The organism is Micromonospora sp. NBC_01655 (genome assembly GCF_026339755.1).
Taxonomy (GTDB): Bacteria; Actinomycetota; Actinomycetes; order Mycobacteriales; family Micromonosporaceae; genus Micromonospora.
The window spans coordinates 927,771-949,399 of record NZ_JAPEQF010000001.1 but is presented as its reverse complement, the minus strand read 5'-3'; the positions used below and the strand labels follow the sequence as shown (position 1 = coordinate 949,399).

General features: G+C 71.1%; 20 protein-coding genes, 1 tRNA gene and 2 pseudogenes. 11 read left to right on the top strand and 12 right to left on the bottom strand.

The genetic code is table 11. From position 1 onward, the window contains the following. Nucleotides 1–17: 17 nt before the first annotated feature. Genes OOK41_RS04580 through OOK41_RS04570 form a run of 3 tightly spaced genes read right to left on the bottom strand, consistent with a single transcriptional unit; the run spans nucleotide 18 to nucleotide 1,170 of the window. Nucleotides 18–479: a RidA family protein gene (locus tag OOK41_RS04580; protein WP_117664932.1), complete on the bottom strand. Its 462-nt coding sequence runs from the start codon at nucleotides 477–479 to the stop codon at nucleotides 18–20. A 5-nt stretch (nucleotides 480–484) separates the two neighbouring features. After that, nucleotides 485–640, bottom strand: a complete 156-nt coding sequence (locus OOK41_RS04575; RefSeq protein ID WP_013736319.1) for a DUF4177 domain-containing protein — start codon at nucleotides 638–640, stop codon at nucleotides 485–487. 44 nt (nucleotides 641–684) lie between these two features. Further along, nucleotides 685–1,170 carry a hypothetical protein gene (locus OOK41_RS04570; protein WP_117664735.1) on the bottom strand — a complete coding sequence of 162 codons (486 nt, stop codon included), beginning with the start codon at nucleotides 1,168–1,170 and terminating at the stop codon, nucleotides 685–687. 697 nt (nucleotides 1,171–1,867) lie between these two features. Here OOK41_RS04570 and OOK41_RS31860 point away from each other — a divergent pair. The 3 genes and pseudogenes from OOK41_RS31860 to OOK41_RS04555 form a co-directional block, all read left to right on the top strand. Beyond that, nucleotides 1,868–2,317: pseudogene (locus OOK41_RS31860) on the top strand (hypothetical protein); the annotation flags it as partial. 77 nt (nucleotides 2,318–2,394) lie between these two features. Next, entirely contained in the window at nucleotides 2,395–3,372 is a 978-nt protein-coding gene (locus OOK41_RS04560) for an ArsA-related P-loop ATPase (RefSeq protein WP_266263068.1), read from the top strand. A gap of 53 nt (nucleotides 3,373–3,425) precedes the next feature. Beyond that, entirely contained in the window at nucleotides 3,426–4,577 is a 1,152-nt protein-coding gene (locus OOK41_RS04555) for an ArsA-related P-loop ATPase (RefSeq protein WP_207892563.1), read from the top strand. A gap of 6 nt (nucleotides 4,578–4,583) precedes the next feature. Here the strand turns inward: OOK41_RS04555 and OOK41_RS04550 are convergent, their stop codons facing one another. Beyond that, nucleotides 4,584–4,901 (bottom strand): WhiB family transcriptional regulator, encoded by a 318-nt coding sequence (locus OOK41_RS04550; protein WP_117664732.1) that lies wholly within the window; start codon nucleotides 4,899–4,901, stop codon nucleotides 4,584–4,586. A 399-nt stretch (nucleotides 4,902–5,300) separates the two neighbouring features. Between OOK41_RS04550 and OOK41_RS04545 the strand changes: the two genes are divergently transcribed. Beyond that, nucleotides 5,301–7,736: a transglycosylase domain-containing protein gene (locus OOK41_RS04545; protein WP_266263067.1), complete on the top strand. Its 2,436-nt coding sequence runs from the start codon at nucleotides 5,301–5,303 to the stop codon at nucleotides 7,734–7,736. A gap of 124 nt (nucleotides 7,737–7,860) precedes the next feature. Here OOK41_RS04545 and OOK41_RS04540 read toward each other — a convergent pair whose 3' ends face one another. Beyond that, a complete protein-coding gene (locus OOK41_RS04540) occupies nucleotides 7,861–8,316 on the bottom strand; it encodes a GatB/YqeY domain-containing protein (RefSeq protein ID WP_266263066.1) in 456 nt (151 codons plus the stop codon). A gap of 25 nt (nucleotides 8,317–8,341) precedes the next feature. On the opposite strand from OOK41_RS04540, the gene OOK41_RS04535 reads away from it, so the two are divergent. Together OOK41_RS04535 and OOK41_RS04530 are read left to right on the top strand one after the other, a co-directional pair. After that, nucleotides 8,342–9,235, top strand: a complete 894-nt coding sequence (locus tag OOK41_RS04535; protein WP_117664729.1) for a metallophosphoesterase — start codon at nucleotides 8,342–8,344, stop codon at nucleotides 9,233–9,235. Between the two features lie 323 nt (nucleotides 9,236–9,558). Continuing rightward, nucleotides 9,559–9,632, top strand: a tRNA-Pro gene (locus tag OOK41_RS04530). Between the two features lie 69 nt (nucleotides 9,633–9,701). Here the strand turns inward: OOK41_RS04530 and xerC are convergent. Together xerC and OOK41_RS04520 are read right to left on the bottom strand one after the other, a co-directional pair. Next, nucleotides 9,702–10,439 (bottom strand): annotated as a pseudogene (gene xerC / locus OOK41_RS04525) (tyrosine recombinase XerC); the annotation flags it as partial. 205 nt (nucleotides 10,440–10,644) lie between these two features. Further along, the gene (locus OOK41_RS04520) at nucleotides 10,645–11,487 is read right to left on the bottom strand and encodes a transposase family protein (RefSeq protein ID WP_266263065.1); all 843 of its coding nucleotides are present in this window, start codon (nucleotides 11,485–11,487) and stop codon (nucleotides 10,645–10,647) included. Nucleotides 11,488–11,891: 404 nt separating this feature from the next. Here OOK41_RS04520 and OOK41_RS04515 point away from each other — a divergent pair, with 404 nt between their 5' ends. After that, complete coding sequence (locus tag OOK41_RS04515; RefSeq protein ID WP_266263064.1) at nucleotides 11,892–12,698, top strand: protein phosphatase 2C domain-containing protein; 807 nt, start codon at nucleotides 11,892–11,894, stop codon at nucleotides 12,696–12,698. A gap of 124 nt (nucleotides 12,699–12,822) precedes the next feature. Here OOK41_RS04515 and OOK41_RS04510 read toward each other — a convergent pair whose 3' ends face one another. Continuing rightward, nucleotides 12,823–13,779, bottom strand: a complete 957-nt coding sequence (locus tag OOK41_RS04510) for a hypothetical protein (RefSeq protein ID WP_266263063.1) — start codon at nucleotides 13,777–13,779, stop codon at nucleotides 12,823–12,825. Nucleotides 13,780–13,888: 109 nt separating this feature from the next. Between OOK41_RS04510 and OOK41_RS04505 the strand changes: the two genes are divergently transcribed. Beyond that, complete coding sequence (locus OOK41_RS04505) at nucleotides 13,889–14,119, top strand: LPXTG cell wall anchor domain-containing protein (RefSeq protein WP_266263062.1); 231 nt, start codon at nucleotides 13,889–13,891, stop codon at nucleotides 14,117–14,119. A 128-nt stretch (nucleotides 14,120–14,247) separates the two neighbouring features. On the opposite strand, the gene OOK41_RS04500 is transcribed toward OOK41_RS04505, so the two are convergent. Next, nucleotides 14,248–14,907: an HNH endonuclease family protein gene (locus OOK41_RS04500; RefSeq protein ID WP_266263061.1), complete on the bottom strand. Its 660-nt coding sequence runs from the start codon at nucleotides 14,905–14,907 to the stop codon at nucleotides 14,248–14,250. A gap of 274 nt (nucleotides 14,908–15,181) precedes the next feature. On the opposite strand from OOK41_RS04500, the gene OOK41_RS04495 reads away from it, so the two are divergent. After that, nucleotides 15,182–17,101 carry a hypothetical protein gene (locus OOK41_RS04495; RefSeq protein ID WP_266263060.1) on the top strand — a complete coding sequence of 640 codons (1,920 nt, stop codon included), beginning with the start codon at nucleotides 15,182–15,184 and terminating at the stop codon, nucleotides 17,099–17,101. 50 nt (nucleotides 17,102–17,151) lie between these two features. On the opposite strand, the gene OOK41_RS04490 is transcribed toward OOK41_RS04495, so the two are convergent. Beyond that, nucleotides 17,152–17,625, bottom strand: a complete 474-nt coding sequence (locus tag OOK41_RS04490) for a hypothetical protein (RefSeq protein ID WP_117673134.1) — start codon at nucleotides 17,623–17,625, stop codon at nucleotides 17,152–17,154. Between the two features lie 173 nt (nucleotides 17,626–17,798). Between OOK41_RS04490 and OOK41_RS04485 the strand changes: the two genes are divergently transcribed. Further along, a complete protein-coding gene (locus OOK41_RS04485; RefSeq protein ID WP_117673075.1) occupies nucleotides 17,799–19,082 on the top strand; it encodes an MFS transporter in 1,284 nt (427 codons plus the stop codon). Nucleotides 19,083–19,264: 182 nt separating this feature from the next. Further along, the gene (locus tag OOK41_RS04480; RefSeq protein WP_266263059.1) at nucleotides 19,265–20,062 is read left to right on the top strand and encodes an alpha/beta fold hydrolase; all 798 of its coding nucleotides are present in this window, start codon (nucleotides 19,265–19,267) and stop codon (nucleotides 20,060–20,062) included. Between the two features lie 76 nt (nucleotides 20,063–20,138). Here OOK41_RS04480 and OOK41_RS04475 read toward each other — a convergent pair whose 3' ends face one another. Further along, nucleotides 20,139–20,597: a lamin tail domain-containing protein gene (locus tag OOK41_RS04475; protein ID WP_243640243.1), complete on the bottom strand. Its 459-nt coding sequence runs from the start codon at nucleotides 20,595–20,597 to the stop codon at nucleotides 20,139–20,141. A 219-nt stretch (nucleotides 20,598–20,816) separates the two neighbouring features. Then, complete coding sequence (locus OOK41_RS04470) at nucleotides 20,817–21,449, bottom strand: histone deacetylase (protein WP_266263058.1); 633 nt, start codon at nucleotides 21,447–21,449, stop codon at nucleotides 20,817–20,819. Between the last annotated feature and the right edge of the window lie 180 nt (nucleotides 21,450–21,629).

Here is a 21,629-nt window from a genome sequence, read left to right as displayed (position 1 = left end):
TGGGGAGCGGCGGAGGATCAGGCGACCTCGACGATCAGTTCGACCTCGACGGGGGCGTCGAGGGGAAGCTCGGCGACGCCCACGGCGGAGCGGGCGTGCCGGCCGGCCTCACCGAAGACCGCGCCGAACAGGTCCGACGCGCCGTTGACCACGCCCGGCTGGCCGGTGAAGCCCGGGGCGCTCGCGACGAAGCCGGCCACCTTGACGATCTTGACGACGTTCTCCAGGCCGACCAGCGCGTCGACGGCCGCGAGGGCGTTCAGGGCGCACCGCTGCGCCAGGTCCTTGGCCTGTTCGGCGGAGACGCCGGCGCCCACCTTCCCGGTGGCCAGCAGCTTGCCCTGTGCCATGGGAAGCTGCCCCGAGACGTAGACGTGCTGCCCGGACTGGACGGCCGGCACGTAGCTGGCCACCGGGGGCACCACCTCGGGCAGCTCCAGCCCGAGCTCGGCGAGCTTCGCGTGCGGTCCGTTGCTCACGTCGCTCACGCCTTCGGTCGCTTGAGGTACGCGACGAGCTGCTCCGGGTTGGGGCCCGGGACCACGGACACGAGTTCCCAACCGTCCTCACCCCAGTTGTCGAGGATCTGCTTGGTCGCGTGGACCAGCAGCGGCACGGTCGCGTATTCCCACTTCTGCATCTGTGCAGGGCTCCCTAGGAGGCGGTGACGTTTCCGCCCACAGCCTACGATCCGGCGCCGTCGGGCGGCGCGGGACGCTGCTCCGGGGCGGTCGGCGGCTCGCCGCAGGGCCCCTCGTGGTCGTACCGCTGGGGGCAGCGGGACCGGTCGGGCAGCAGGAGGTCGCAGAAGACCCGGTGCCGGTTGTTCTGGTCGTCGGCGGTGGAGACGGTGGTCTCGCCGGCGTCCAGCTCGGGCAGGAAGCCCAGCGAGATCGCCACCTTGCCGGCCAGCGCCGCCGCCGCCGCCAGGTCGGCCACCCGGATCGGCAGGTGGATGACGTATCCGGTCTCCTCCTCGTCCCGGGAGCGTTCGGCCGGGCGGCTCAGGGTCCGCAGCATCTCCCCCGGGTCGGTGAGCCGCCGGTAGGACCGCTCGTTGAACGGCAGGCCGGTGACCGGCCCCTCCTCGCCCGCAGGGCCGGGCCCGACCCGCCGGGCACTTCCGCTGGGCGGGAACTGGGCTCGGGAGATGTTGTCGGTGTCGCGCATGCACTGCCTCCGGGCCTCGCACCTGATCAAGTCGTCACCATGTGGCTCGGACCATCCGCCGATCCGTCCCCCGCGCCGGCACGAACGTAGGACCGATTCCCGACAGGGACAACGGGGCACGCATGCCCGATCACCTCAAGTCACATATGCGACAGATCGCGGGTCCGGTACCGGATGGCGGCGATCGACGCTCCATGATCGCCGCATCGCGGCGTCCGGCCCGGGGACCCACCCGGAGGGCCGTTCACCGCTACCCTTCCGTCGGACGGACGCGCATGGACCGTCCACCTTCGTTCGACCAGCCCTCGCGTCCGCGCGACGACGACGGGCCGCACCCCGGGGGATCGACATGACCCAACCGCCCGACGGCAGCGCCACCGGTACGCCCAGCGGTCCGCCCTCCGGCGACCGTATCCCCGACCCGGCCGGCGGCCCGGCCTCCCCGGCCCCGGCCGGCGGCCCGGTCTATCCGCCCCCGGCCGGCGGCCCAGCCGCACCGACCCCGCCCGGCGTCGACCCCGGCCCGCCCAGCACCGCCGCCCCGCCCGGCGCGCCGGCACCCGGCCCGTTCGGGCCGCCGGCCGGTCCGGGCCCGTTCGGCGGCCCGGCCCAGCCCGCCGCGCCCGGCGGCCCGGTGAACCCCGTGGCGGGCGCGTTCCCGCCTCCGCCGGGCTACCCGCCGTACCCCGCCCCGGTCGCCCCGAAGAAACGGCGCGGCGTGCTGATCGCCTCGATCGTGGCCGCCCTGGCGCTGCTGCTGTGCGGCGGCGGTGGGGCAGCCGCGTTCCTCACCCTGCGCAACGTCGAGAGCGGCGAGGGTGCGAAGGAGCCGGCCGAGGCGGTCGCCGCCTTCCTCACCGCGGTCTACCAGGAACAGGACGCGAAGAAGGCAGCCGGCCACGTCTGCGCCGCGTCGCGGGACGACAAGAAGATCGCCGCGAAGGTGACGGAGGTGCGCGGGTACGCCGAGCAGTACAAGAGCCCCCGGTTCTCCTGGCCCAGCCCGAAGGTGGACAACCAGACCGGCGACCGGGCCACGGTCAGCGCCAAGGTGACCATGACCACGTCCGACGAGAAGGTCGCCGACCAGGACCTCCGCTTCACGGTCGTGCGGAAGACCGGCTGGTGGGTCTGCGAGATCGCCTGACCGTCCGACGGCGGCCGACCAGGGACCACCCGGGCCGGCCGCCGTCGCGTCCGCGGCCGGGTGGATAGGCTCGACGGGTGCGAGCAGCTGAGCGGCCGGCCGACCCGGCCGGTACCGAGTGGCCGGCCCGCCTCCACGTGGTGACCGGCAAGGGCGGCACCGGCAAGACCAGCGTGGCGGCGGCGCTGGCCCTGGCGCTGGCCACCGGCGGCCGGCGCACCCTGCTGGTGGAGGTCGAGGGGCGGCAGGGCATCGCCCAGCTCTTCGACACCGACCCGCTGCCGTACTCCGAGCGGCACCTGACCGACGCCCCCGGCGGCGGCGAGGTGCGGGCCCTGGCGGTGGACGCCGAGGAGGCCCTGCTGGAGTACCTCGACATGTTCTACAAGCTCGGCGCCGCCGGCCGGGCGCTGCGCAGGTTCGGCGCCATCGACTTCGCCACCACCATCGCCCCCGGGCTGCGGGACGTGCTGCTGACCGGCAAGGTCAAGGAGGCCACCACCCGCACCGTCGGGCAGCGCCGGGCGTACGACGCGGTGGTGCTGGACGCGCCGCCGACCGGGCGGATCGGCCGGTTCCTCAACGTGACGGCGGAGACGGCCCGGCTGGCCAAGGTGGGCCCGATCAAGACCCAGAGCGAGGGGGTCGCCGCGCTGCTGCGCTCCCCGATGACCGCGGTGCACGTGGTGACGCTGCTGGAGGAGATGCCGGTCCAGGAGACCGTCGACGCGATCGCCGAGCTGACCCAGCTCGGCTTCCCGGTGGGCCGGGTGGTCGTCAACGCGGCCCGGCCGCCGCTGCCCGCCGGCCGGGCGGTGAGCGCGGCGGAGCTGAGGCGTGGACTGGTCGCCGCCGGGCTGCCGGCCGACCGGGACACCGTCGCCGGGCTCGCCGGCGAGGCGCGCGACCAGCTGATCCACCGGGAGCTGGAGGACTCGCTCCGGGCCGACCTGGTCGAGCTGGGGCTCCCCCTGACCGAGCTGCCGCTGCTGCCCGACGGGGTGGACCGGGCGGGCCTGGAGACGCTGGCCCGGGCGCTCGTCCGGGCGGATTGACTCACACTGGAGCCGGCACGGCGCGGAGATTCCCCGAAGCCCGATACGCTCGATTGGTGCCTTCCGAAGACGCGGCGCCGCAGCTGGACGTCGACCAGATCCTCGCCGACCCGGGCGTGCGGATCGTGGTGTGCTGCGGGGCGGGCGGGGTGGGCAAGACGACCACCGCCGCCGCGCTCGCGCTGCGGGCCGCCGAGCAGCACGGCCGGCGTACGGTGGTGCTCACCATCGACCCGGCCCGCCGGCTGGCCCAGTCGCTCGGCCTGACCGAACTGGACAACACCCCCCGCCAGGTCAAGGGCATCGACGTCGAGGCCAGCGGGGGCGAGCTGCACGCCATGATGCTCGACATGAAGCGGACCTTCGACGACGTGGTGCTCCAGCACACCGACCCGGCGAAGGCGGCGGAGATCTTCGCCAATCCCTTCTACCAGGCCATGAGCTCCACCTTCGCCGGCACCCAGGAGTACATGGCGATGGAGAAGCTCGGCCAGCTGCACGCCCGGGGCGAGTGGGACCTGATCGTGGTGGACACCCCGCCGTCCCGCTCGGCGCTGGACTTCCTGGACGCGCCGGCCCGGCTGTCCCGCTTCCTCGACGGCCGGATGCTGCGGCTGCTGCTGGCGCCGGCGCGCAGCGGGGGCCGGAGCATGTTCAGCCTCGTCACCGCGAGTTTCGGGATGTTCTCGAAGGTGGTGCAGAAGGTGCTCGGCGCCCAACTGCTCACCGACCTGTCCGGCTTCGTGGCCGCGCTGGACTCGATGTTCGGCGGCTTCCGGCAGCGGGCCGAGCAGACGTACCGGATCCTGCAGGCGCGGGAGACGGCGTTCCTGCTGGTCGCGGCCCCGGAGCCGGACGCGGTCCGGGAGGCGGCGTACTTCGCCGGGCGGCTGGGCGAGGAGCGGATGCCGCTGGCCGGCCTGGTGCTCAACCGGGTGCACCGGCCAGCGGTCGATTCCCTGGACGCGGCGACCAGCCTGGCCGCCGCCGACCGGCTGGCCGAGGCCGGCGGGCACGATGGCACGGTCGACGTGCTGCGGGCCCACGCCGCGCTGGCCCAGCAGGCGCACCGCGAGCAGCAGGTGGCGGCCCGGTTCACCGAGGCGTTCCCGCAGGTGCCGGCGGTGTCGGTGACGGCGCAGCCCGCCGACGTGCACGACGTCGACGGGCTGCGGACGATCGGCGCGGCGATCAGCCGGCCGTGACCGGCGTCAACCGGCCGTGACCAGGACCTTGTCCTTGCCGGACTTCTCCTTGGCGTTCTTCTTCATGGCCGCCTCGAACATCTTCCGCCAGCTCGCGACCTGGGGGTGCCGGCGCAGCAGAGCCCGGCGTTCCCGCTCGGTCATGCCACCCCACACCCCGAACTCGATCCGGTTGTCGAGCGCGTCGGCCAGGCACTCGTACCGAACTGGGCAGCTCCGGCAGATCCGCTTCGCCACGTTCTGTTCAGCGCCCTGTACGAACAGCGCGTCCGGGTCCCCGTTCTGACACGCCGCCAGTGACGGCCAGTCAGTGATCATGCCCATGTGTACACGTCCCCCCTTGCAGTACCTACCGACGTCGCGCGACCAGCCGTCGAATCCCCCTGTCGTCCGCCCGGCCTCCCCAGGGCGGCACGGACGACGTGTGGCTCGGTCACCGCCACCATCATGCTCTGTAGTCGACTGATTACGCAACGTTGTCGGCAAAATCCATCATTACGGACACTCCCGGCTTCCCGGGCCTTCGGCCCCCGTCTACCCGGCCGGAGTAGGTGAAAACGCCGCGCCGCTCCTCCGATCGGTGGAGACTCGTCGCCGGATCCACGCAACCTCGCACCAGGGTTCGTGCGTTTAGCACAACGAGGTCGGCGCGCGCAGGAAATGGGAGAAAGACGCCCCAGCGCCCCTCATTCCCTACTCGCGTACCCTGTCGAGGTGACCTGGATGCGGAAACGTGACCACAATGTGCTGACCAACGCCGCATCGCTACTCATCTGTGGCCTACTGGCCGGCGTGGTGGTCGCGGCGGCGGCCTTCCCCGCGGTGGCGATGTCCGGGCTGGCCGCCAAGGCCGGCGCGGAGACCTTCGGAGCCCTGCCCAACGAGCTGACGGCGCCCCGAGCGCCGCAGATCAGCTACCTGCTCGCCTCCGACGCCAAGACACCGCTGGCGACCATGTACGACGAGAACCGGCGCGACGCGAAGCTCGCCGACATCTCGCCGTACATGCAGAAGGCGATCATCGCCGCCGAGGACCACGACTTCTACAAGCACAACGGCGTGGACCTCAACGGCATCGCCCGCGCGTTCGTCAACAACCAGTCCGGCGCCAACTCGCAGCAGGGCGCCTCGACGCTGACCATGCAGTACGTCCGGCTGGCCGTCGCGTACTCGGCCACCCACCCGGCCGACGTGGTCGCCGCGACCGAGGACACCAGCGCCCGCAAGCTGCGCGAGATGCGGATGGCCCTCTCGGTCGAAAAGGAGTTCTCCAAGGACGAGATCCTCACCCGCTACCTGAACCTCGCCTCCTTCGGCAACGGCGCGTACGGCATCTACGCCGCCAGCCAGGTCTACTTCGGCAAGCCGCCGAGCAAGCTCAGGATCGACGAGGCGGCCATGCTGGCCGGCATGGTGAAGGCTCCGACCACCAACGACCCGACCACCAAGGCCGGGTACCCGCTGGCCCTCGCCCGGCGCGACTACGTCATCGGGAACATGGTCGACATCGGCGCCATCACCAAGGAGGAGGCCGAGGCGGCCAAGGCCACCAAGATGGTGGTCAAGGACAAGAAGACCCCGAACGGCTGCGTCGCCACCAACAAGAAGGAGTGGGGCTTCTTCTGCGACTACTTCTACCGCTGGTGGATGCAGCAGGAGACGTTCGGCTCGACCTCGTACGACCGGGAGCGGCGGCTCAAGAGCGGCGGCTACACCATCGTCACCAGCCTCGACGCGCAGGCGCAGAACGGCGCCGACAAGGCGGTCCGCAAGGGCCTCGGGGTCAACAGCAAGGCGGCCCGGATGGTCGCGGTGGTCGAGCCGGGGACCGGGCGGGTCCGGGCGCTCTCGGTGAACCGGAACTTCAAGATCGACGACCCGAACAAGCCGCAGAACAAGATCAACAGTGACCCGAGGAAGGCCAAGAAGAAGATCCGGGGCAACTACCCCAACACGGTGAACCCGCTGCTCACCGGCGGCGGCGACATCAAGGGGTACCAGGCCGGCTCGACGTTCAAGATCTTCACGATCGTTGCCGCGCTGGAGAAGGGCATCCCGCTCAGCTACACGATCAACTCGCCGAAGCAGTTCAAGTCGGAGTACATCATCAGCAGCAGCAGCAACGCGGCCTGCCCGGGCACGCACTTCTACTGCCCCACCAACTCCGTGGAGTCGATGGCCGGCGTGCACAACATGTGGAGCGCGTTCGGCCGGTCGGTGAACACCTTCTTCGTCCCGCTCCAGCAGCAGGTCGGCTCGGAGAACGTGATCAAGGCGGCGCAGAAGCTGGGCATCCAGTTCCGCTCGGCCGAGGACGCCAGGTTCGCCACCAACAAGGAGGCGGCGCACCAGTGGGGCGCGTTCACCCTGGGCGTCTCGGCCACCACGCCGCTGGACCTGGCCAACGCGTACGCGACCCTGGCCGCCGACGGCAATTACTGCGAGCCGATCCCGGTGCAGGAGATCAAGGGCCCGGACGGCAAGAAGCTGGACATCGCCAACCCGCGCTGCGAGCAGCGGATCAGCACCGAGGTCGCCCGGGCGGCCGTGGACGCGGCCCGCTGCCCGGTCGGCGACCGCTCGTCGACCTCCAAGTGCGCCGGCGCGACCGCCCCGAACGTGCGCGGCATCGTCGGCAAGCCGGTGGCCGGCAAGTCCGGCACCACCGACTCGGAGAAGACCTCCTCCCTGGTCGCGATGACCAAGCAGTACGCGGTCGCCGGCATCCAGGCCGACCCGGACTGGCCGCAGACCAACCAGAGGATGGGCCACGACGTCCCGACCGGCATCAACCCCCCAGTGTACGAGACGCTGCGCGACGCCATGAAGGGCAAGAAGGGCATCGAGTTCACCCCGCCCAGCGGCAAGATCATGGAGGGTGACCAGCGCTCGATCCCCGACGTGAAGTGCGTGGACATCGAGACCGCGAAGGACCGGCTCAAGGGCGCGGGCTTCGACGTGGTGGTCTCCTCCAGCCGGGTGCCGTCGAGCTGCGCGGCCGGCAAGGCCGCCGGCACCAGCCCCAACGGCCGCACCATCAGGGGCGGCGTGGTGACGATCGAGGTCAGCGGCGGCAGCGGCAACCCGCCGGCCAACGGCGGCCCCGGCGGGCCGCCCGGCAACGGCACCGGCAACGGCCGCCCGGGGCGCCCCGGCTGACCGACCGGACCCGGCTCGGCGTGACGACGCGACGGGCGGGCACCCCCACTCCGGGGTGCCCGCCCGTTTCGCGTGTGCGGGGGCGCTCAGGCCAGTCGGCGTACCCCCGGCTGGCCCGGGAGGCTCAGACGCCGAGCTGTCGGCGCACCTCGGCGGCCACCCGGCCGCCCTCCGCCCGGCCCGCCACCGCGGTCTGGGCCGCCTTCATGGCCGGGCCCATCTGCGCCTTCCCGCTGAACCCGCCGGCGGCGAGCGCCCCCGCGACCAGCTCGGCCAGCTCGTCGTCGGCGAGCTGACTGGGCAGGTAGCGGTCCAGCACCTCGCCCTCGGCGGTCTCCTTCGCGGCCTGCTCGGCGCGACCGGCGTCGGCGAAGGCGGTGGCGGCCTCGCGCCGCTTCTTCGCCTCCTTGGTCAGCACCGCGAGCACCTCGTCGTCGGTGAGCTCGCGCTTGGCCTTGCCGGCGACCTCCGCGGTGCCGACGGCGGCCAGCGCCATCCGCAGGGTGGAGGTGGTCAGCTCGTCGCGGGCCTTGAGGGCTGCGCGCATGTCGGCGGTCAGGCGGTCCTTCAGCGTGCTCATGAACGGTGAAACTACCCTGATTGGCATGCGAAAGCGCACACTATTCCGGCTCGCCCTCGGGACCGCCGCCGCCGGAGCGGCCACCCTGGCGTACGCGTCCCTCGTCGAGCGCAACATGTTCACCCTGCGCCGGTTCGACGTGCCGGTGCTGCCCGCCGACACCGAGCCGCTGCGCGTGCTACACCTGTCGGACCTGCACATGATGCCGGACCAGCGGCGCAAGCAGGAGTGGGTGGCGTCGCTCGCGGCGCTGGACCCGGACCTGGTCGTGGTCACCGGGGACAACATGGCCGACCCGGGCGCGGTCCCCGGCGTGCTGCGTGCCCTGCACCCGCTGCTGGACCTGCCCGGCGCGTTCGTCTTCGGCTCGAACGACTACACCGGGCCGGTGCTGAAGAATCCGTTCAGCTACCTCCTGCCCGACCGGGAGTACACCGAGGGCGCAGAGCTGCCGTACGAGGAGCTGCGCGACGTCCTCACCGGGGCCGGCTGGGCGGACCTGAACAACGCCCGGACGACGCTCAAGGCGGGCGGCCGGCTGATCGAGCTGGTCGGGGTCGACGACCCGCACGTCGCGCGCGACGACTACCCCGCCGTCGCCGGCCCGGTCTCCGCCTCGGCGGACCTGTCGATCGCCCTGGCCCACTCCCCCGAGCCGGCCGTGCTCGACCGGATGGCCGAGGACGGCTTCGGCCTGCTGCTCGCCGGCCACACCCACGGCGGCCAGGTCTGCGTGCCCGGCTACGGGGCGCTGGTGACCAACTGCGGGTTGCCCCGGTCGATGGCGAAGGGCCTGCACCGCTGGCCCGGCTCCGACTCCTGGCTGCACGTCTCCGCCGGTTTGGGCACCCACCCGACCGCACCGGTCCGGTTCGCCTGCCGCCCGGAGGCGAGCATCCTCACCCTGATCCCGCGCTGACCTGTCCCCGCCCCCGCCCCCGCCCCGTCCCCTTCCCCGCCTCGGGCCGGGGCGCAGGGCGGGTGTGATGTGTGCCGCCTTTGGAGCTGCCCCGTCTGCGCCACCGCCTGCCGGGCGGGGCCGACCCGGGTTGGCGCGGGGCGGGTCGGCGGCCGGGTCCTACTGGCTTGTGTGGGGCGGCGGGGCAGGTCATCGGCCCTGTGGAGCTGAGTCTTTCGCGACATCGGCGGAGGACCGCCCCGGGCCGGCCCCGGCGGGACGAGGGGGCGGGGGTACCGAGTTTGACCATCGGACCGGGTGGGCTACTATTTGTCGGCACGCCTCGGGGTGTGGCGCAGCTTGGTAGCGCGCTTCGTTCGGGACGAAGAGGTCGTCGGTTCGAATCCGGCCACCCCGACAGAGGTCAGAGGGCACATCCGATCGATGGATGTGCCCTCTAGTGCGTCCTGAGTGACTAACTGAGTGACTACCGGTCCGAGGTGAGTGCGAAGATTCGGTCCATCGCGATCGCGCCGCTGAGAAGTACCGGCCTGAGTTGGTGGCGGTAGACCTTCTCGGTGACCGTGGTTCCCGAGTGTCCGCACAGGTCGGCAATGTCTTCCAGGCTCACGCCGCTGCTGGACAGGACCGACACGAAGCTGTGCCGTAGCTCCCGGGGCGTCCAGTCGGCGGCGTTGAGTCCGGCCTTGGTGGCGACCCGCCGGAACGCTCGCCGGACGTTGGCGGCGTCCAGGGCGCCACCGACCGAACTCGTGAAAACGAGGTCCCCCGGCTGCCAGTCCTTCCCGGCCTTCTTCCGGTCCCGATCTTGCAGCGCCCGGTGTTGCCGGAGCGCGGCCACGCACCGGAGAGGCAGGGCGAGGGTACGACGGGGCTCCCAGGTGAGCGCGCGTAGTTCCTCGGTCCGTGCACCGGTCAGCAGCGACAAGACGACGTACGCGTAGAGCCGGGTGTCTTCGGCAGCGCCGAGAATTGCCCTGGCCTGGTCGAGCGTGAGCGATTTCGACGGCCGACCCTGCTGTCCATTGGGAAGCGAGCAGAGCGCCACGACGTTCCGTTTCACCTTGTCACGCGCCATCGCCCGATTGACGGCCCGGTTCAGGCAGGCGTACAGCTCGCGCAGCGTGCGGGTACTCAACGATTCCGCCTTGTCGGCTACCTACGAACGGCTATCCGGACTGGCGCGTTCCCTGAGCCTCAAAGCGGAGTACGAGGTAGTTCCCCCGCCAGGGATGATCAGGCTAAACCGCACCAATCTGATTGTCTGCGGTAGCCCCCGAATTCTGCCCTTCGTTGGTCAGGTGTTGGAGTCGGACCCGAACCTTGGATTCCGCAACGATGACGGCGGCTGGTATTTGGTCAACCATGTGACCGGGGAGGAATACCGTTCACCTGCCAATGAGGTGATCTCAGCAAGAATCCGGTAGGTATCGGTGTTCGAAGTGGGTGAGGTGGAGCGCGGCTCGGACCACGTCGCCAAGGTTTCGAGGGCTGGTGGTGCTGTGTCGCAACGTGCGCCATCGGCCGGTCAGAATGGCGAAGCCGCGTTCTCCGTGGCATCGCATGGATCGAAGTGCGGTGTTGTAGGTGCGGTTGTCGACGGCGAGGCGGCGGCCGTCGGCGGGTTGCTTGTACGGGGTGTGGATGCCCTGGCCAGCGCCTTCGTAGCCGGAGTCGGCCAGGGACGGTAGCCGCAACACGGAGGCTGCCCAGTAGAGGGCGCCGGTGACATCCAGACGTTGGGCGCAGGTCAGGTCGTGCAGATGTCCGGGCAGCGCATCAGAGGTCCAGATCGGTAGCCCGTCTGGGCGCATGACCGCTTGGACGTTCGCGCCGAAGCTACGGTGTTTCCCGGAGTACCAGGCGTCGATGGTGTCGCCTTTCACGCTCACGGTGGTCTCAGCGAGGCGGTCGGTGTCGAACAGCTTCCCGTCGAGGATCACGTGCGACCAGCCGTCGGCGGCTACCCGCGCCAAGGCGTCGTGCAGGGTGGGCGCCTGTGCTGCCAGGACCCGCACGGCCTCGGCGACGTACCGGTAGGCGGTCGCCCTCGACACGCCGAACCCCGCCCCGAGGGTCGTCTTGTCCTCACCCTTGCGGAACCACACCAGGACCAGGATCGCCTGGTAAAAGCACGTCAACGCACGGGTTCCCGGTCGGGTGCCCAGCACTCGTCGCTCGGCATGAAGCAGCCGCGCCACGTGCCGCACGAGTTCCCTGGGCACGTCGAGCCTGGCAGAATAGGCGATCACGTGGAGCCCTCTCGAAGGCTGGATTCTGTCGCAAGAATCTGTCTATCGATGGCTCCACGTCCGCTTCCAGCACCGTCAGGTATGGGCGTTATCTCCGTGTCATCCCATCCGACCGTCGAACCTTGCTGAGATCACCTCAATAAAGGCGAACCTTTCGACTACGCCTACGTCGGCAGGCTTCCTCGTCCGGACGGTCGGGGATCGTTCCTGTATCTGGCCGGCATTCATGCGCTGGGCACGAAGGGTGCTGGCCGGTATTTGGAAGACAACCTTGACACTCTGTACCGGGAAGTAAAGACGCGTCGCTTCTCGGTGCTTATCGCATGCAAGTACGATCCGAACACGCATGAAATTCTCTCCACTGAAGCGATGACCCCGGTGTTTCGGAATGAGGGTGTGGGCTAATGCGAGTGTCAAGTGCTTCCGATCCTGGTGATACCAATAAGGCCAATGAAGACTGGTTCAGCGCTTCACCTCGCCTGATTGTCGTCCTCGACGGCGCGACGGCCCGGACGGACACCGGATGCCGGCACGGCGTTTCCTGGTACGCCGCAAAGCTGGGGTCGGTTACTGGCACGCTGGCTGCCGACCTGGAAACGCCTCTTAAGGAAGCCCTGAAAACTGCCATCGAGCAGGTTGCTGAGATGCACAAGGAATGCGACCTGAACCACCCGGGTACGCCATCGGCAGCGGTTTCGATCCTCCGGGTCAACGGCAGCGCATGGGAGTACCTCGTGCTCGGTGACATCAGCGTCGTCATCGACCAGCAAGCCGCGGGGGCGGTTGTCGTCACCGATACCCGGGTTGACAGCACCGCGCGTCCCGAACGGGACGAGGTAGACCGGCACCTTATCGGATCCCCGGAGAAGCAGGCGGCGTTGCTGCGGATGAAGCATGCCGAGCTGGCCGCGCGCAACCAGCCCGGTGGGTTCTGGGTTGCCACCGCCATTCCATCCGCTGCTGACCACGCCATCGTGGGCAGCGTCCCGCTCGACAAGGTGCAGCGCCTGGCCGTGCTCACCGATGGTGCGGCACGGATCGTGGATCTCTTCGGCGCTCTCGACTGGCCGGCGGTGCTCGACAACCTCAGCACACACGGACCCGCAGAACTGATCCGCCAGGTACGGACGTTGGAGGGCGCCGACCCGCAGGGCGCGCGTTGGCCGCGCAACAAGCGAAGCGATGATGCGACGATTGTCTACGCGGCATAGAGCGCCTGGGGGTGGCTCAGCATGGGCGGCGGCAGCGGCCCTGAGCAAATAGAGCCTGTAGCAGCACCTTCGACGGCCGGCCGTTCCCCGAACGGGAACGGCCGGCCTTTCGGCACGAAACGGGCTACCAGTCGATAGTCTTCTCCGCTTGAGTTGCCCGGGCCCGTACACCAGCCCAGTCGGCAGCCATCTGCGTCAGCTCGGTGGCGTGGTCGGCCTCGAACGCAGCCAGCTTCGGCTCCAACAGCGTGAGAGTCAGCTCGTACGCGGGGCGTCGGCAGTCTGCGTCTGCTTGAGCGGCCGTCTGCTCGCCGGCCTTCGCCGTAACGAACTGCGGGCTGGTCGTGGCGACGGCCAGCCGGCCGGAATCGGTGTCGAGGAGCGGGGCGTAGCTGTTGCGGACCACGCCGGCCAGTTCCTCTCTGTTCGCCGCGTTGATGCCGCGTTTGGCCATGCACGTGGCGTAGCCTGCGGACTGCGCCTTGACCTCGGAGGTGCTCACGACGGATCCGACCAGGGTGTCGAGGTCTGCAAACAGCTTGGCGGACAGCGCCGGAGTGCCCGCGTTCTGGTACTCCTTCGCTGGCGGCTGGCACTTGGTGACTTGTGCGGCGTACGCGGCCTTGCCCGCCTTGTTCAAACGGTCGTGGCCGGGGTTGTCGCTGTCGGGTGTCGGCGTTCGGGTCAGGTCGGCGGCGACGTACAGGCCGTTGGCGGTGACGTGGGCGGTGTCCACCGGCACGATCTCGTCATACATGCTCAGCGGACGCACCGCCTGCCAGTGCTCGTACGGGTTGACGAACCGTGGTGGCGTGTAGTCGAGTTTCGCGTCAGCCATGCAGTCACGGATGGGCCGCTGATAGGCCACGTACGTCAGGAGCTGGCCTGCGCGGCGATCGTCGAGGTCACCGTCGATCTGCCGGGCGAGCCGGTCGAGTGACTGCTGTACGCCACCCAACTGAGGCCCGGCCGTGCCGGCGTCGGTGGTCCTGGCCGCGCACCCACCCGCCAGCGCGGCCATGGCCGCGAGCAGGCCCACGCCTACCGGGGTCCACGCTGGCAGGTCAGCGATACGTCGCATTGCAGTTCTCCTCTGTGTCACCTTGTTCAACGCCATCAGGAATCGGCCAGACGTGAGTTGCCACCGTCGTGGTACTCGGTGGTGCCGTTACAAGACCGGCACCTTCGCCGTGAAGCTGGACGGTGACCCGAACGCGCAGAACGACTCCGCGAAGATCATCATCAACCCGACCGGCCACGGGGGCGGAGACGGCGGTCAGGGCGGCGGTGACGACCGCCCGACGCTCCCGATCACCGGTGACTCGATCGGCCTGATCACCGCCGTCGGCGGGCTGCTACTCGTCGCCGGCACCGCCGGCTACCTGGTCGCCCGCCGCCGCAAGACCCGCTTCGTCGCCTGATCCACTCCCGGTGCCCCCGCCGTGGGTACGCCGTCGCCGGGTTCATCACCGACGGCGATTCGTTTCGGGTGCCCGCTCCAGGCAGCGCCACGGCGGCCCCCGCCGGTCGGGCGGGGGCCAGCGCGCGGTCAGTACGCGTAGGTGACCGAGATGGTGACGTTGGAGCAGGAGCTGGCCAGGCTGGTCAGGGCGCTCTTCTCGGCCGTGTCGACGGTGAGCCGCCAGCGGATCTTGGTGGCCACCCACTCGTTGACGTAACGGCACCGGGCGGAGCTGTACGACGGCATCCAGGTGGCCGGGTCCTGGTCGCCCTTGGACTGGTTGACGTTGTCGGTCACGGCGATCAGCGGGCGGGAGTCACCCAGGTCGTTGGCGTACGCCTGGCGGCGGCTGGTGGACCAGTTGCGGGCGCCGGAGTCCCATGCCTCGGCGAGCGGGACCATGTGGTCGATGTCCACGTCGCCGGTCGCCGTCCAGTAGGCGTTGTCGTAGTAGGAGTACCAGCGCCCGCCGGAGAGGGTGCAGGTGCCGGTGATCGTCGGCGCGGAGACGGCCTCGGCGAGCAGGATCTCGTTGCGGGTGTTGCACCCGTCGCCGTCGGCGTCGATCCAGTGCGGGAAGAGGTCCCGGCTGTAGCCGGTGCGGATCTCGGTGGCCACGGGCAGGGCCGCGACCGCGGTCCGCAGTGGGGCGGAGTAGCTGGCGGCCCAGGCGGGGTTGGCCAGGCCGACGGTGGCGGCGAGGGTGGCGGCGAGGGTGGTCGCGGCCACGCGCAGCGTACGGTTCATGATGCTCCGTCCGGATCGGAGGACTATCGTCTGTCATGTATATAGACAGATGCAACATTCCCACAACCAGGACTCCCAGGTGAACGCTCCGCGAACCCGCCGTGCGGCATCGCCCGACCGGGACCGTTGTCCCGCACCGTCCACTGTCGGCCGACCACGGCGGCCTGGCCACCACCTGAACGGTTGATGCCTCGTGGCGAGTCTCGGCGGTTAGATGCCGGTGACTGCCCCGGGCGGACGCGCCGGGCACAGCACACGGGGAAGGAAATCTACTGTGACCGGACTCTGGCCACGTCGTGGCCTCGCCGGCCTGGTCGCGTTGACGCTCGGCGTCACCGGCCTCGCCGTCATCACCACCGGCGGCGCCGCCGCAGCGGCACCGCACACCGAAACGCCCCCGTCGGTGCAGGTCGGCTGGACCGACTCAGCGACGCCGGCCAAGGCGTACGACTTGGCCGAGCAGGTCAACCTGCCACTCGGCACCCGGCTCGACGAGGACGGCGTGAGCCACACCTCCAGGGTCTACGCCACCTTCGACCTCTCGCAGTTCGAGGGCAGGAAGATCTACGACGGGAAGGTCTTCGTCACGGAGTACAGCGCGGCGGACTGCACCAAGCGGGCCGTTGAGATCTGGCGTACCAAGCCGGTGGGCACCACGCCCACCTGGAACCGCCGGCCCGCGCCGCTGACCAAGCTCGACGAGGTGCTCACCCCGAACTTCTGCCCGAAGGGATCCCTGACCTTCGACGTGGGGGCCGCCGTGCAGGACGCGATGGCACACAAGCAGCGCCGGGTGACCTTCGAGATCCGGGTGCCGGAGCAGTTCGAGAACGACCCGGCCTACGGCCGGACGCTCAGCTGGTCTTACGGCGTGCGCTCGTCGGTGGATTACAACTCGCTGCCGACGATCGACAGCGGCAACCTCTACAACGGCGGTGTCCCCTGCACCCAGCTGAAGCCGTATCCCCGGCTGGGCGGATTCGCCAACGTGCTCCAGGCCCTGGGCGCCGACCCGGACGAGTGGGACCAACCGAGCCTGGTGACGGAGTACGCCGTCTGGCCCAAGAACGACGCGACCGCGCGGACCGTGTTCACCGCGGATTCCAGCATGCCCGGCCGGGTCAGCACGGTCAACCTGCCGGCGGGAACCCTGGTCGACGGGAAGTCGTACGGCTGGCAGGCCCGCGCCGGTGACGGCACCGACCTCTCGGCCTGGTCGAAGAAGTGCTTCTTCACCTACGACGGCACCGCGCCCACGACCCCGACGGTCAGCTCGGCGAACTATCCGCCGTTCAGCTCGGGTGAATCGGCCCCGGTGGGCGTGCCGGCGACGTTCACGTTCTCCGGCAACGGGAACAAGGACGTGGCGGGCTTCGAGTACGGCTGGAACGGCCTCGGCGTCCCTGCATGTGCGGGGAGCGGCGACGTCGGGCAGCTCGAGTGCCCGGCCCCGTTCAGCCGGCCGAACTCCGTCAGGGCGGACGCCCCAGGTGGCTCGGCCACGGTGACCCTCAGCCCGGTCGGATCCGGGCCGCAGCGGCTCACCGTCCGGTCGATCGACCTGGCCGGCAACCGTTCCGAAGGCATCGAGTACATGACCCTCGTGCCCTCGATCGAGCCGGAGGTGCGAGTCGAGGGCGGGCAGCCGGAGTGGGGGCAGGATGTCCTGCTCAAACTCGTCCCGGCCAACGGCATGACGGGCGTCATCGAGTACGAGATCACCCTGGACGGGGGCGTGCCGGACACCCGGCAGGCCGAGGAGGACGGCACGGCGTACTTCCGGTTCACCGCCAACAACCCCGACGGGCACCGCGTCTCCGTGCGCAGCCACAGCGCCAACGGCTTCGTGTCGCCGACGGTAGACTGGTCGACCTACTTCCTGCCCTGGCCGGGGGTGAAGTCGGACGTCTACTACTCCCCCGAGGACGGGCACGCCGTCGGCGGCGTGGGGGTGCCGGGCACGTTCACGTTCTCCCCGCCGCCCGGTTGGACGGACGTGGCCGGGTACCGGTACTCGTTCAACGGCGGCGAGGTCGCCGAGGCCCCCGCCGGTGGGGACGGCCGGGCCACGATCAGCTGGACGCCGACCGAGGCGGGTTACGTGACGCTGATCGTCCACGCCGTCAAGGCCGATGGCACCTGGAGTGACTACCCGAACTGGTACTCGTTCGAGGTGGCGGCCACCACCCCCTGACCGCCCGCGACGCGGAGGGGCCCGGCGATCGCGCCGGGCCCCTCCGCGGCTCAGTCGTGCAGCTCGGTACGCCGGATCTCGGCGAACGCGGCGGTCAGCCACCCGTCGAGCGGCCGGCCGGTCCCGGCCAGCAGGTCGGCGAGCAGCAGCGGGGCGTGCCGGGCCAGCGCGGCCGGGTCGGGCGGGGTGGCGTCGTCGTCCGGGTCGTACACGCCGAGGGCGCCGGCCAGCAGCACCAGCACCACGTGCGGGTCGATGTCCGACTGCCAGCTCGCCGCGCCCCGCACGCAGGTCTCCAGCACCTGTCGGACGTCGTCGCCGTCGAGCCCGTCGGGGTGGGTCTCCTCCAGCAGCAGCCGGACCACCGCGCCGAGCACCAGACCGGACCGGTCCGCCCCCGCGAGCCGGTCGACCGCCTCGTCGTACGCCTCCCGGTCGCGCGCCCGGGCCGCGGCCACGGCCTCGGTGGCCGCCACGGCGATCTCGCGGGCCGGTGCGGGCAGGTGTCGCCAGGTCGTCGTCATCCCGACCAGGATCGCAGACCGACCCGCCGGCGTCGCCGACGCGGTACGGGGGGCGCCCCGGCCGCCGCACGGGGACGGCGGGCGTGGGCGGCGTCACCACGGGACTCCGCCGAGCGCGTACGCGCCGGAAAACGGCTCGCGGCCGGTCGTACCCTCCGCCCAGAATCGCCGGCATGCTGCGTCGCGCCCTGCCCCGTCGCCCGGAAGCCCGGCGGATCCTCGTCGGCACCCTGCTCTCGGCGATCGGTCGCGGCCTCACCCTGCCGTTCCTGTTCATCTACCTGACCGACGTGCGCGGCCTCTCCGACCCGCGCGCCGGCCTGGTCATCGGCTGGTACGGCGTGGTCACCCTGGCGCTGTCCCCGCTGGGCGGAACGTTGATCGACCGGTTCGGCGCGCGCCGGGTGGTGCTGCCGTGCCTGCTGGTCGAGGCGGCGGGCACGGGCTCGCTGGCCCTGGTCTCCGGGACCGCGTCGGCGTTCGCGGTGATCACGCTGGTCGCGATCGGCAGCTCCGCGATCTGGTCGGGGCAGAACACCATCCTCGCCTCGCTCACCGCCCCCGACGAGCGGCAACGGGTGTACGGCCTGAACTTCGCCCTGCTCAACCTCGGCATCGGGGTCGGCGGGCTGATCTCCGGGGCGGTCGTGGACGTCGCCCGCCCGGTGACCTTCCAGTTGGTCTACCTGCTCGACTCGGTGAGCTACCTGGTGCCGGCGCTGATCCTGATCAGCCTGCCGGGAGTCGGCCACCGGATCGCCGGCACCGGGCCGGGCGGGGGCGCGGCGTCGGCCGGGGGCTACCTGACCGTGCTGCGGGACCGCCCGTTCCGCCGGCTGGTGGTCTTCGGGCTCGTCCTCACCACCTGTGGGTACGCCCAGATCGAGGTGGGCTTCACCGCGTACGCCGTCCGGGTGGCCGAGGTGACCCCGCGGGTGGTGGCCTGGGCCCTGGCCGGCAACACCGTCATGATCGTGCTGTCCCAACTGGTGGTGATCCGCCGGATGGAGGGGCGCAGCCGGACGGGCGCGCTGGCCCTGGTCGGGGCGGTCTTCGCGGGCGCCTGGCTGGTTCTCGGCGCGGCGGGCCTGATCGGGCCCGGCAACGCGTTGGTCGCCGCGCTCGGCGTGGCGGCCTGCGCGACGATCTTCGGTTTCGGCGAGACGATGCTGTCGCCGGTGATGCCCGCCCTCACCAACGCCCTGGCCACCGACGAGCTGCGCGGCCGGTACAACGCGATGAGCTCGATGATCTTCGGAATCAGCGGGGTGATCGGCCCGGTGACCGCCGGCCCGCTCATCGGCGCGGCGGACGGACGGATCTGGGTGGCCGTCGTGGTCGGCGGCTGCCTGGCGGCGTCGCTGCTCGCGCTGTCCCTGCGCGGGCTGCTCACCTCCGCCCAGGACGGCCGGCCACCGGCCGCCGCGCCACCCCGAACCCCCCTCCCGACCACCTGACCCCGCCCACACCCCCCATCCCCGCCGGGATCCTGCGGCTTTACGGCGCCGCACGGAGCCCGTCACGACCGCGGGGGTACGGCGGGCGGGACAGGGGGTGAGGGATATCCGGCGGGGCGTGGCGGTTTCGTCGGTGGCACCGGCCAGGATGGGAGGCGACGGGTGGCGGAAGGAGTTCGCGGATGACTGGGACGTCCCTGACGGAGGGCCGGGTGCGGTCGGCCGACGGCACGATCATCGCGTACGAGCGGTCCGGCGAGGGGCCGCCGATCGTGCTGGTGGGCGGCGCGTTCAACGACCGGTCGACCACCCGCGCGCTCGCCGCCGCGTTGGCGCCGAACTTCACCGTGTTCGGCTACGACCGGCGGGGGCGCGGCGACAGCGGCGACACCGCGCCGTACGCGGTGCAGCGGGAGATCGAGGACATCGCCGCCCTGGTCGGGGCTGCCGGCGGGGCGGCCCACCTCTACGGGCTCTCCTCCGGGGCGATCCTCGCCGCCCTGGCGACGGCCGCCGGGCTGCCGGTGACCGGGCTGGCCCTGTTCGAGCCGCCGTTCACCGTCGGGCCGCACGCCGGGTCCCGCAGGCCGATCGCGGGGCGGCTGGCCGAGCTGCTCGCCGCCGACCGGCGCGCGGACGCGGTCGAGTGCTTCATGGTGGAGGCGGTGGGCCTGCCGGCCGAGCAGGCGCGCGGGATGCGGCAGCAGCCGATGTGGCCCGGGCTGGAGGCGTTGGCCCCGACGCTGGTCCACGACACCACCATCACCGGGGACGGTGACCTGCCGGCCGACCGGCTCGCCGCGATCGACGTGCCGACGGTCGTGGTCGACAGCACGGCCAGCCCGCAGTGGCTGCGTGACGCGACGCGGGCGACCGCCGAGGCGGTGCCGGGGGCGCGGTACGTGAGCCTGGAGGGCGGCTTCCACGAGGTGCCCCCGGAGCGGCTCGCCGCCGAGCTGCGCCGCGGCCTGATCGGCTGAGACGACGGTACGGCGGTCGGCTCCCCCCTCACGAGAGCCGACCGCCGCACCGGCCGGACAGGTCCGGCCCCCGCGGTCAGCAGTTGGTGTAGCTGCCGCTGCTCCCCCACGAGCAGGAGTCGATCAAGGTGCCGGCCGAGTTGCGCACGTACGCGGCGTCGCCGGTGTTGTTCCAGATGTACGCGCCCGACCCCCAGTAGCGGTGGGTCGAGGTGTTTGTGCCCTTGCCGGTGTGGACGTAAACGCTGGCGCCGGAAGCGAGCCGGAAGTCGCTGGTGAACTTGTAGACGTGGCTCGACTTGTCGCGCAAGGTCCAGGACTTCAGGTTGACGGTCGAGGACCGGCGGTTGGTCAGCTTCACGTACTCGGCGTTCAGGCTGCTGTTCGACCGGTTGTCGGTACCCGGCGAGTTGTAGTACACCTTCGTGATCTGGATGGCCGGGGTGGCGGCCTGCGCGGGTCCGGTCATGGTGAGCGAACCGCCGACGGCGAGGGCGAGGGCCATGGCGATACCGGTCAGCCTCTTGTTCAACACGATCCCCCACCTGTTGACGGCCGGCCCCTGGCGGCGCCGGCGTGGAACGTGCACCGAGGCTATCCACTCGGCCGGCCACTGTGGACGATACGACCCCCGCGCCGTCAACTACCGGCCGCGGGTCGACCGATCGCGGCCGAACGGCGTCCCCGGCCGGTGCCAACGGCACCCCGGTCCGCCGCGAACGGCACCCCGGTCCGACGCGAACGGCGGCGCACGTCAGCCGCCGAGCGCCCCCGAGACCAACGACTCGACGGCGGGACGCTCCCACCGGCCGGCCACCCCGGGCCGGTCCGCCAGGTAGCCGGCGATCCGTGGCGCGTCCCAGCCGTGCGCCTCGCGCAGGCCCCCGGCGAGCATCGCGAGGTACACCGGCGCGGGCGCGTTCCACTCGACGTCCCCCGCCCGACCCGGCGCGGTGAAGGTCAGCATCGGCACGCCGTCGCGGACGCCGGTGCGGACCAGCGTCTCGTACCGGCCGGGGCCGAGGGTGGCCCGACCCCGCGCGACGGCGACCTCGATCAGGTCGAGGTCGGCGCCGGGTGCCCGGTACATCTCCTGCGCGGCGAGGTCGGCGAACTGCTCCGTGGTGAGCAACCACGCCCGGGCCGCGGCCACCCCGGGCAGCTCGGGGTCGTAGAAGGCCATCCCGCCGGTCCAGGCCCGCGACTCCCCGGCGAAGTAGATCCCACCGGGCACCAGCACCGCCGCCGACCGGCGCGGCGGCCGGCAGTCCCGGCAGCCGGGGTACGTCCGCAGCCCGCCCGGGGGACGGCCCCCGCCCAGGTACCAGTTGAGCCGGGCGGCGTGCATGTTGGACCCGTACGCGACGTACCAGAGCAGGCCGGTCATGCCCCGACTCAGTACGCCCCGGTCAGGCCGACCCGCGCGGCCTGCGTGACGCGGCCGCCGCTGACGGCGGCCGGGTGGGTGTGACTGAGCTGGGCGATGAGCATCGCGTCCTCCAGGTCGGCCGGTGGATCCAGGCTAACGCCGGCCGCCCGAATCCACAGGCCCCGTCCACACCCTGTG

What these genes read in the sequence shown, in the direction of transcription:
- OOK41_RS04470 (WP_266263058.1), bottom strand. Translation starts at nt 21,449, where the DNA reads ATGACCGGCCTGCTCTGGTACGTCGCGTACGGGTCCAACATGCACGCC.
- OOK41_RS04500 (WP_266263061.1), bottom strand. Translation starts at nt 14,907, where the DNA reads ATGAACCGTACGCTGCGCGTGGCCGCGACCACCCTCGCCGCCACCCTC.
- OOK41_RS04485 (WP_117673075.1), top strand. Translation starts at nt 17,799, where the DNA reads ATGCTGCGTCGCGCCCTGCCCCGTCGCCCGGAAGCCCGGCGGATCCTC.
- OOK41_RS04545 (WP_266263067.1), top strand. Translation starts at nt 5,301, where the DNA reads ATGCGGAAACGTGACCACAATGTGCTGACCAACGCCGCATCGCTACTC.
- OOK41_RS04575 (WP_013736319.1), bottom strand. Translation starts at nt 640, where the DNA reads ATGCAGAAGTGGGAATACGCGACCGTGCCGCTGCTGGTCCACGCGACC.
- OOK41_RS04550 (WP_117664732.1), bottom strand. Translation starts at nt 4,901, where the DNA reads ATGGGCATGATCACTGACTGGCCGTCACTGGCGGCGTGTCAGAACGGG.
- OOK41_RS04540 (WP_266263066.1), bottom strand. Translation starts at nt 8,316, where the DNA reads ATGAGCACGCTGAAGGACCGCCTGACCGCCGACATGCGCGCAGCCCTC.
- OOK41_RS04535 (WP_117664729.1), top strand. Translation starts at nt 8,342, where the DNA reads ATGCGAAAGCGCACACTATTCCGGCTCGCCCTCGGGACCGCCGCCGCC.
- OOK41_RS04515 (WP_266263064.1), top strand. Translation starts at nt 11,892, where the DNA reads ATGCGAGTGTCAAGTGCTTCCGATCCTGGTGATACCAATAAGGCCAAT.
- OOK41_RS04570 (WP_117664735.1), bottom strand. Translation starts at nt 1,170, where the DNA reads ATGCGCGACACCGACAACATCTCCCGAGCCCAGTTCCCGCCCAGCGGA.
- OOK41_RS04510 (WP_266263063.1), bottom strand. Translation starts at nt 13,779, where the DNA reads ATGCGACGTATCGCTGACCTGCCAGCGTGGACCCCGGTAGGCGTGGGC.
- OOK41_RS04490 (WP_117673134.1), bottom strand. Translation starts at nt 17,625, where the DNA reads ATGACGACGACCTGGCGACACCTGCCCGCACCGGCCCGCGAGATCGCC.
- OOK41_RS04480 (WP_266263059.1), top strand. Translation starts at nt 19,265, where the DNA reads ATGACTGGGACGTCCCTGACGGAGGGCCGGGTGCGGTCGGCCGACGGC.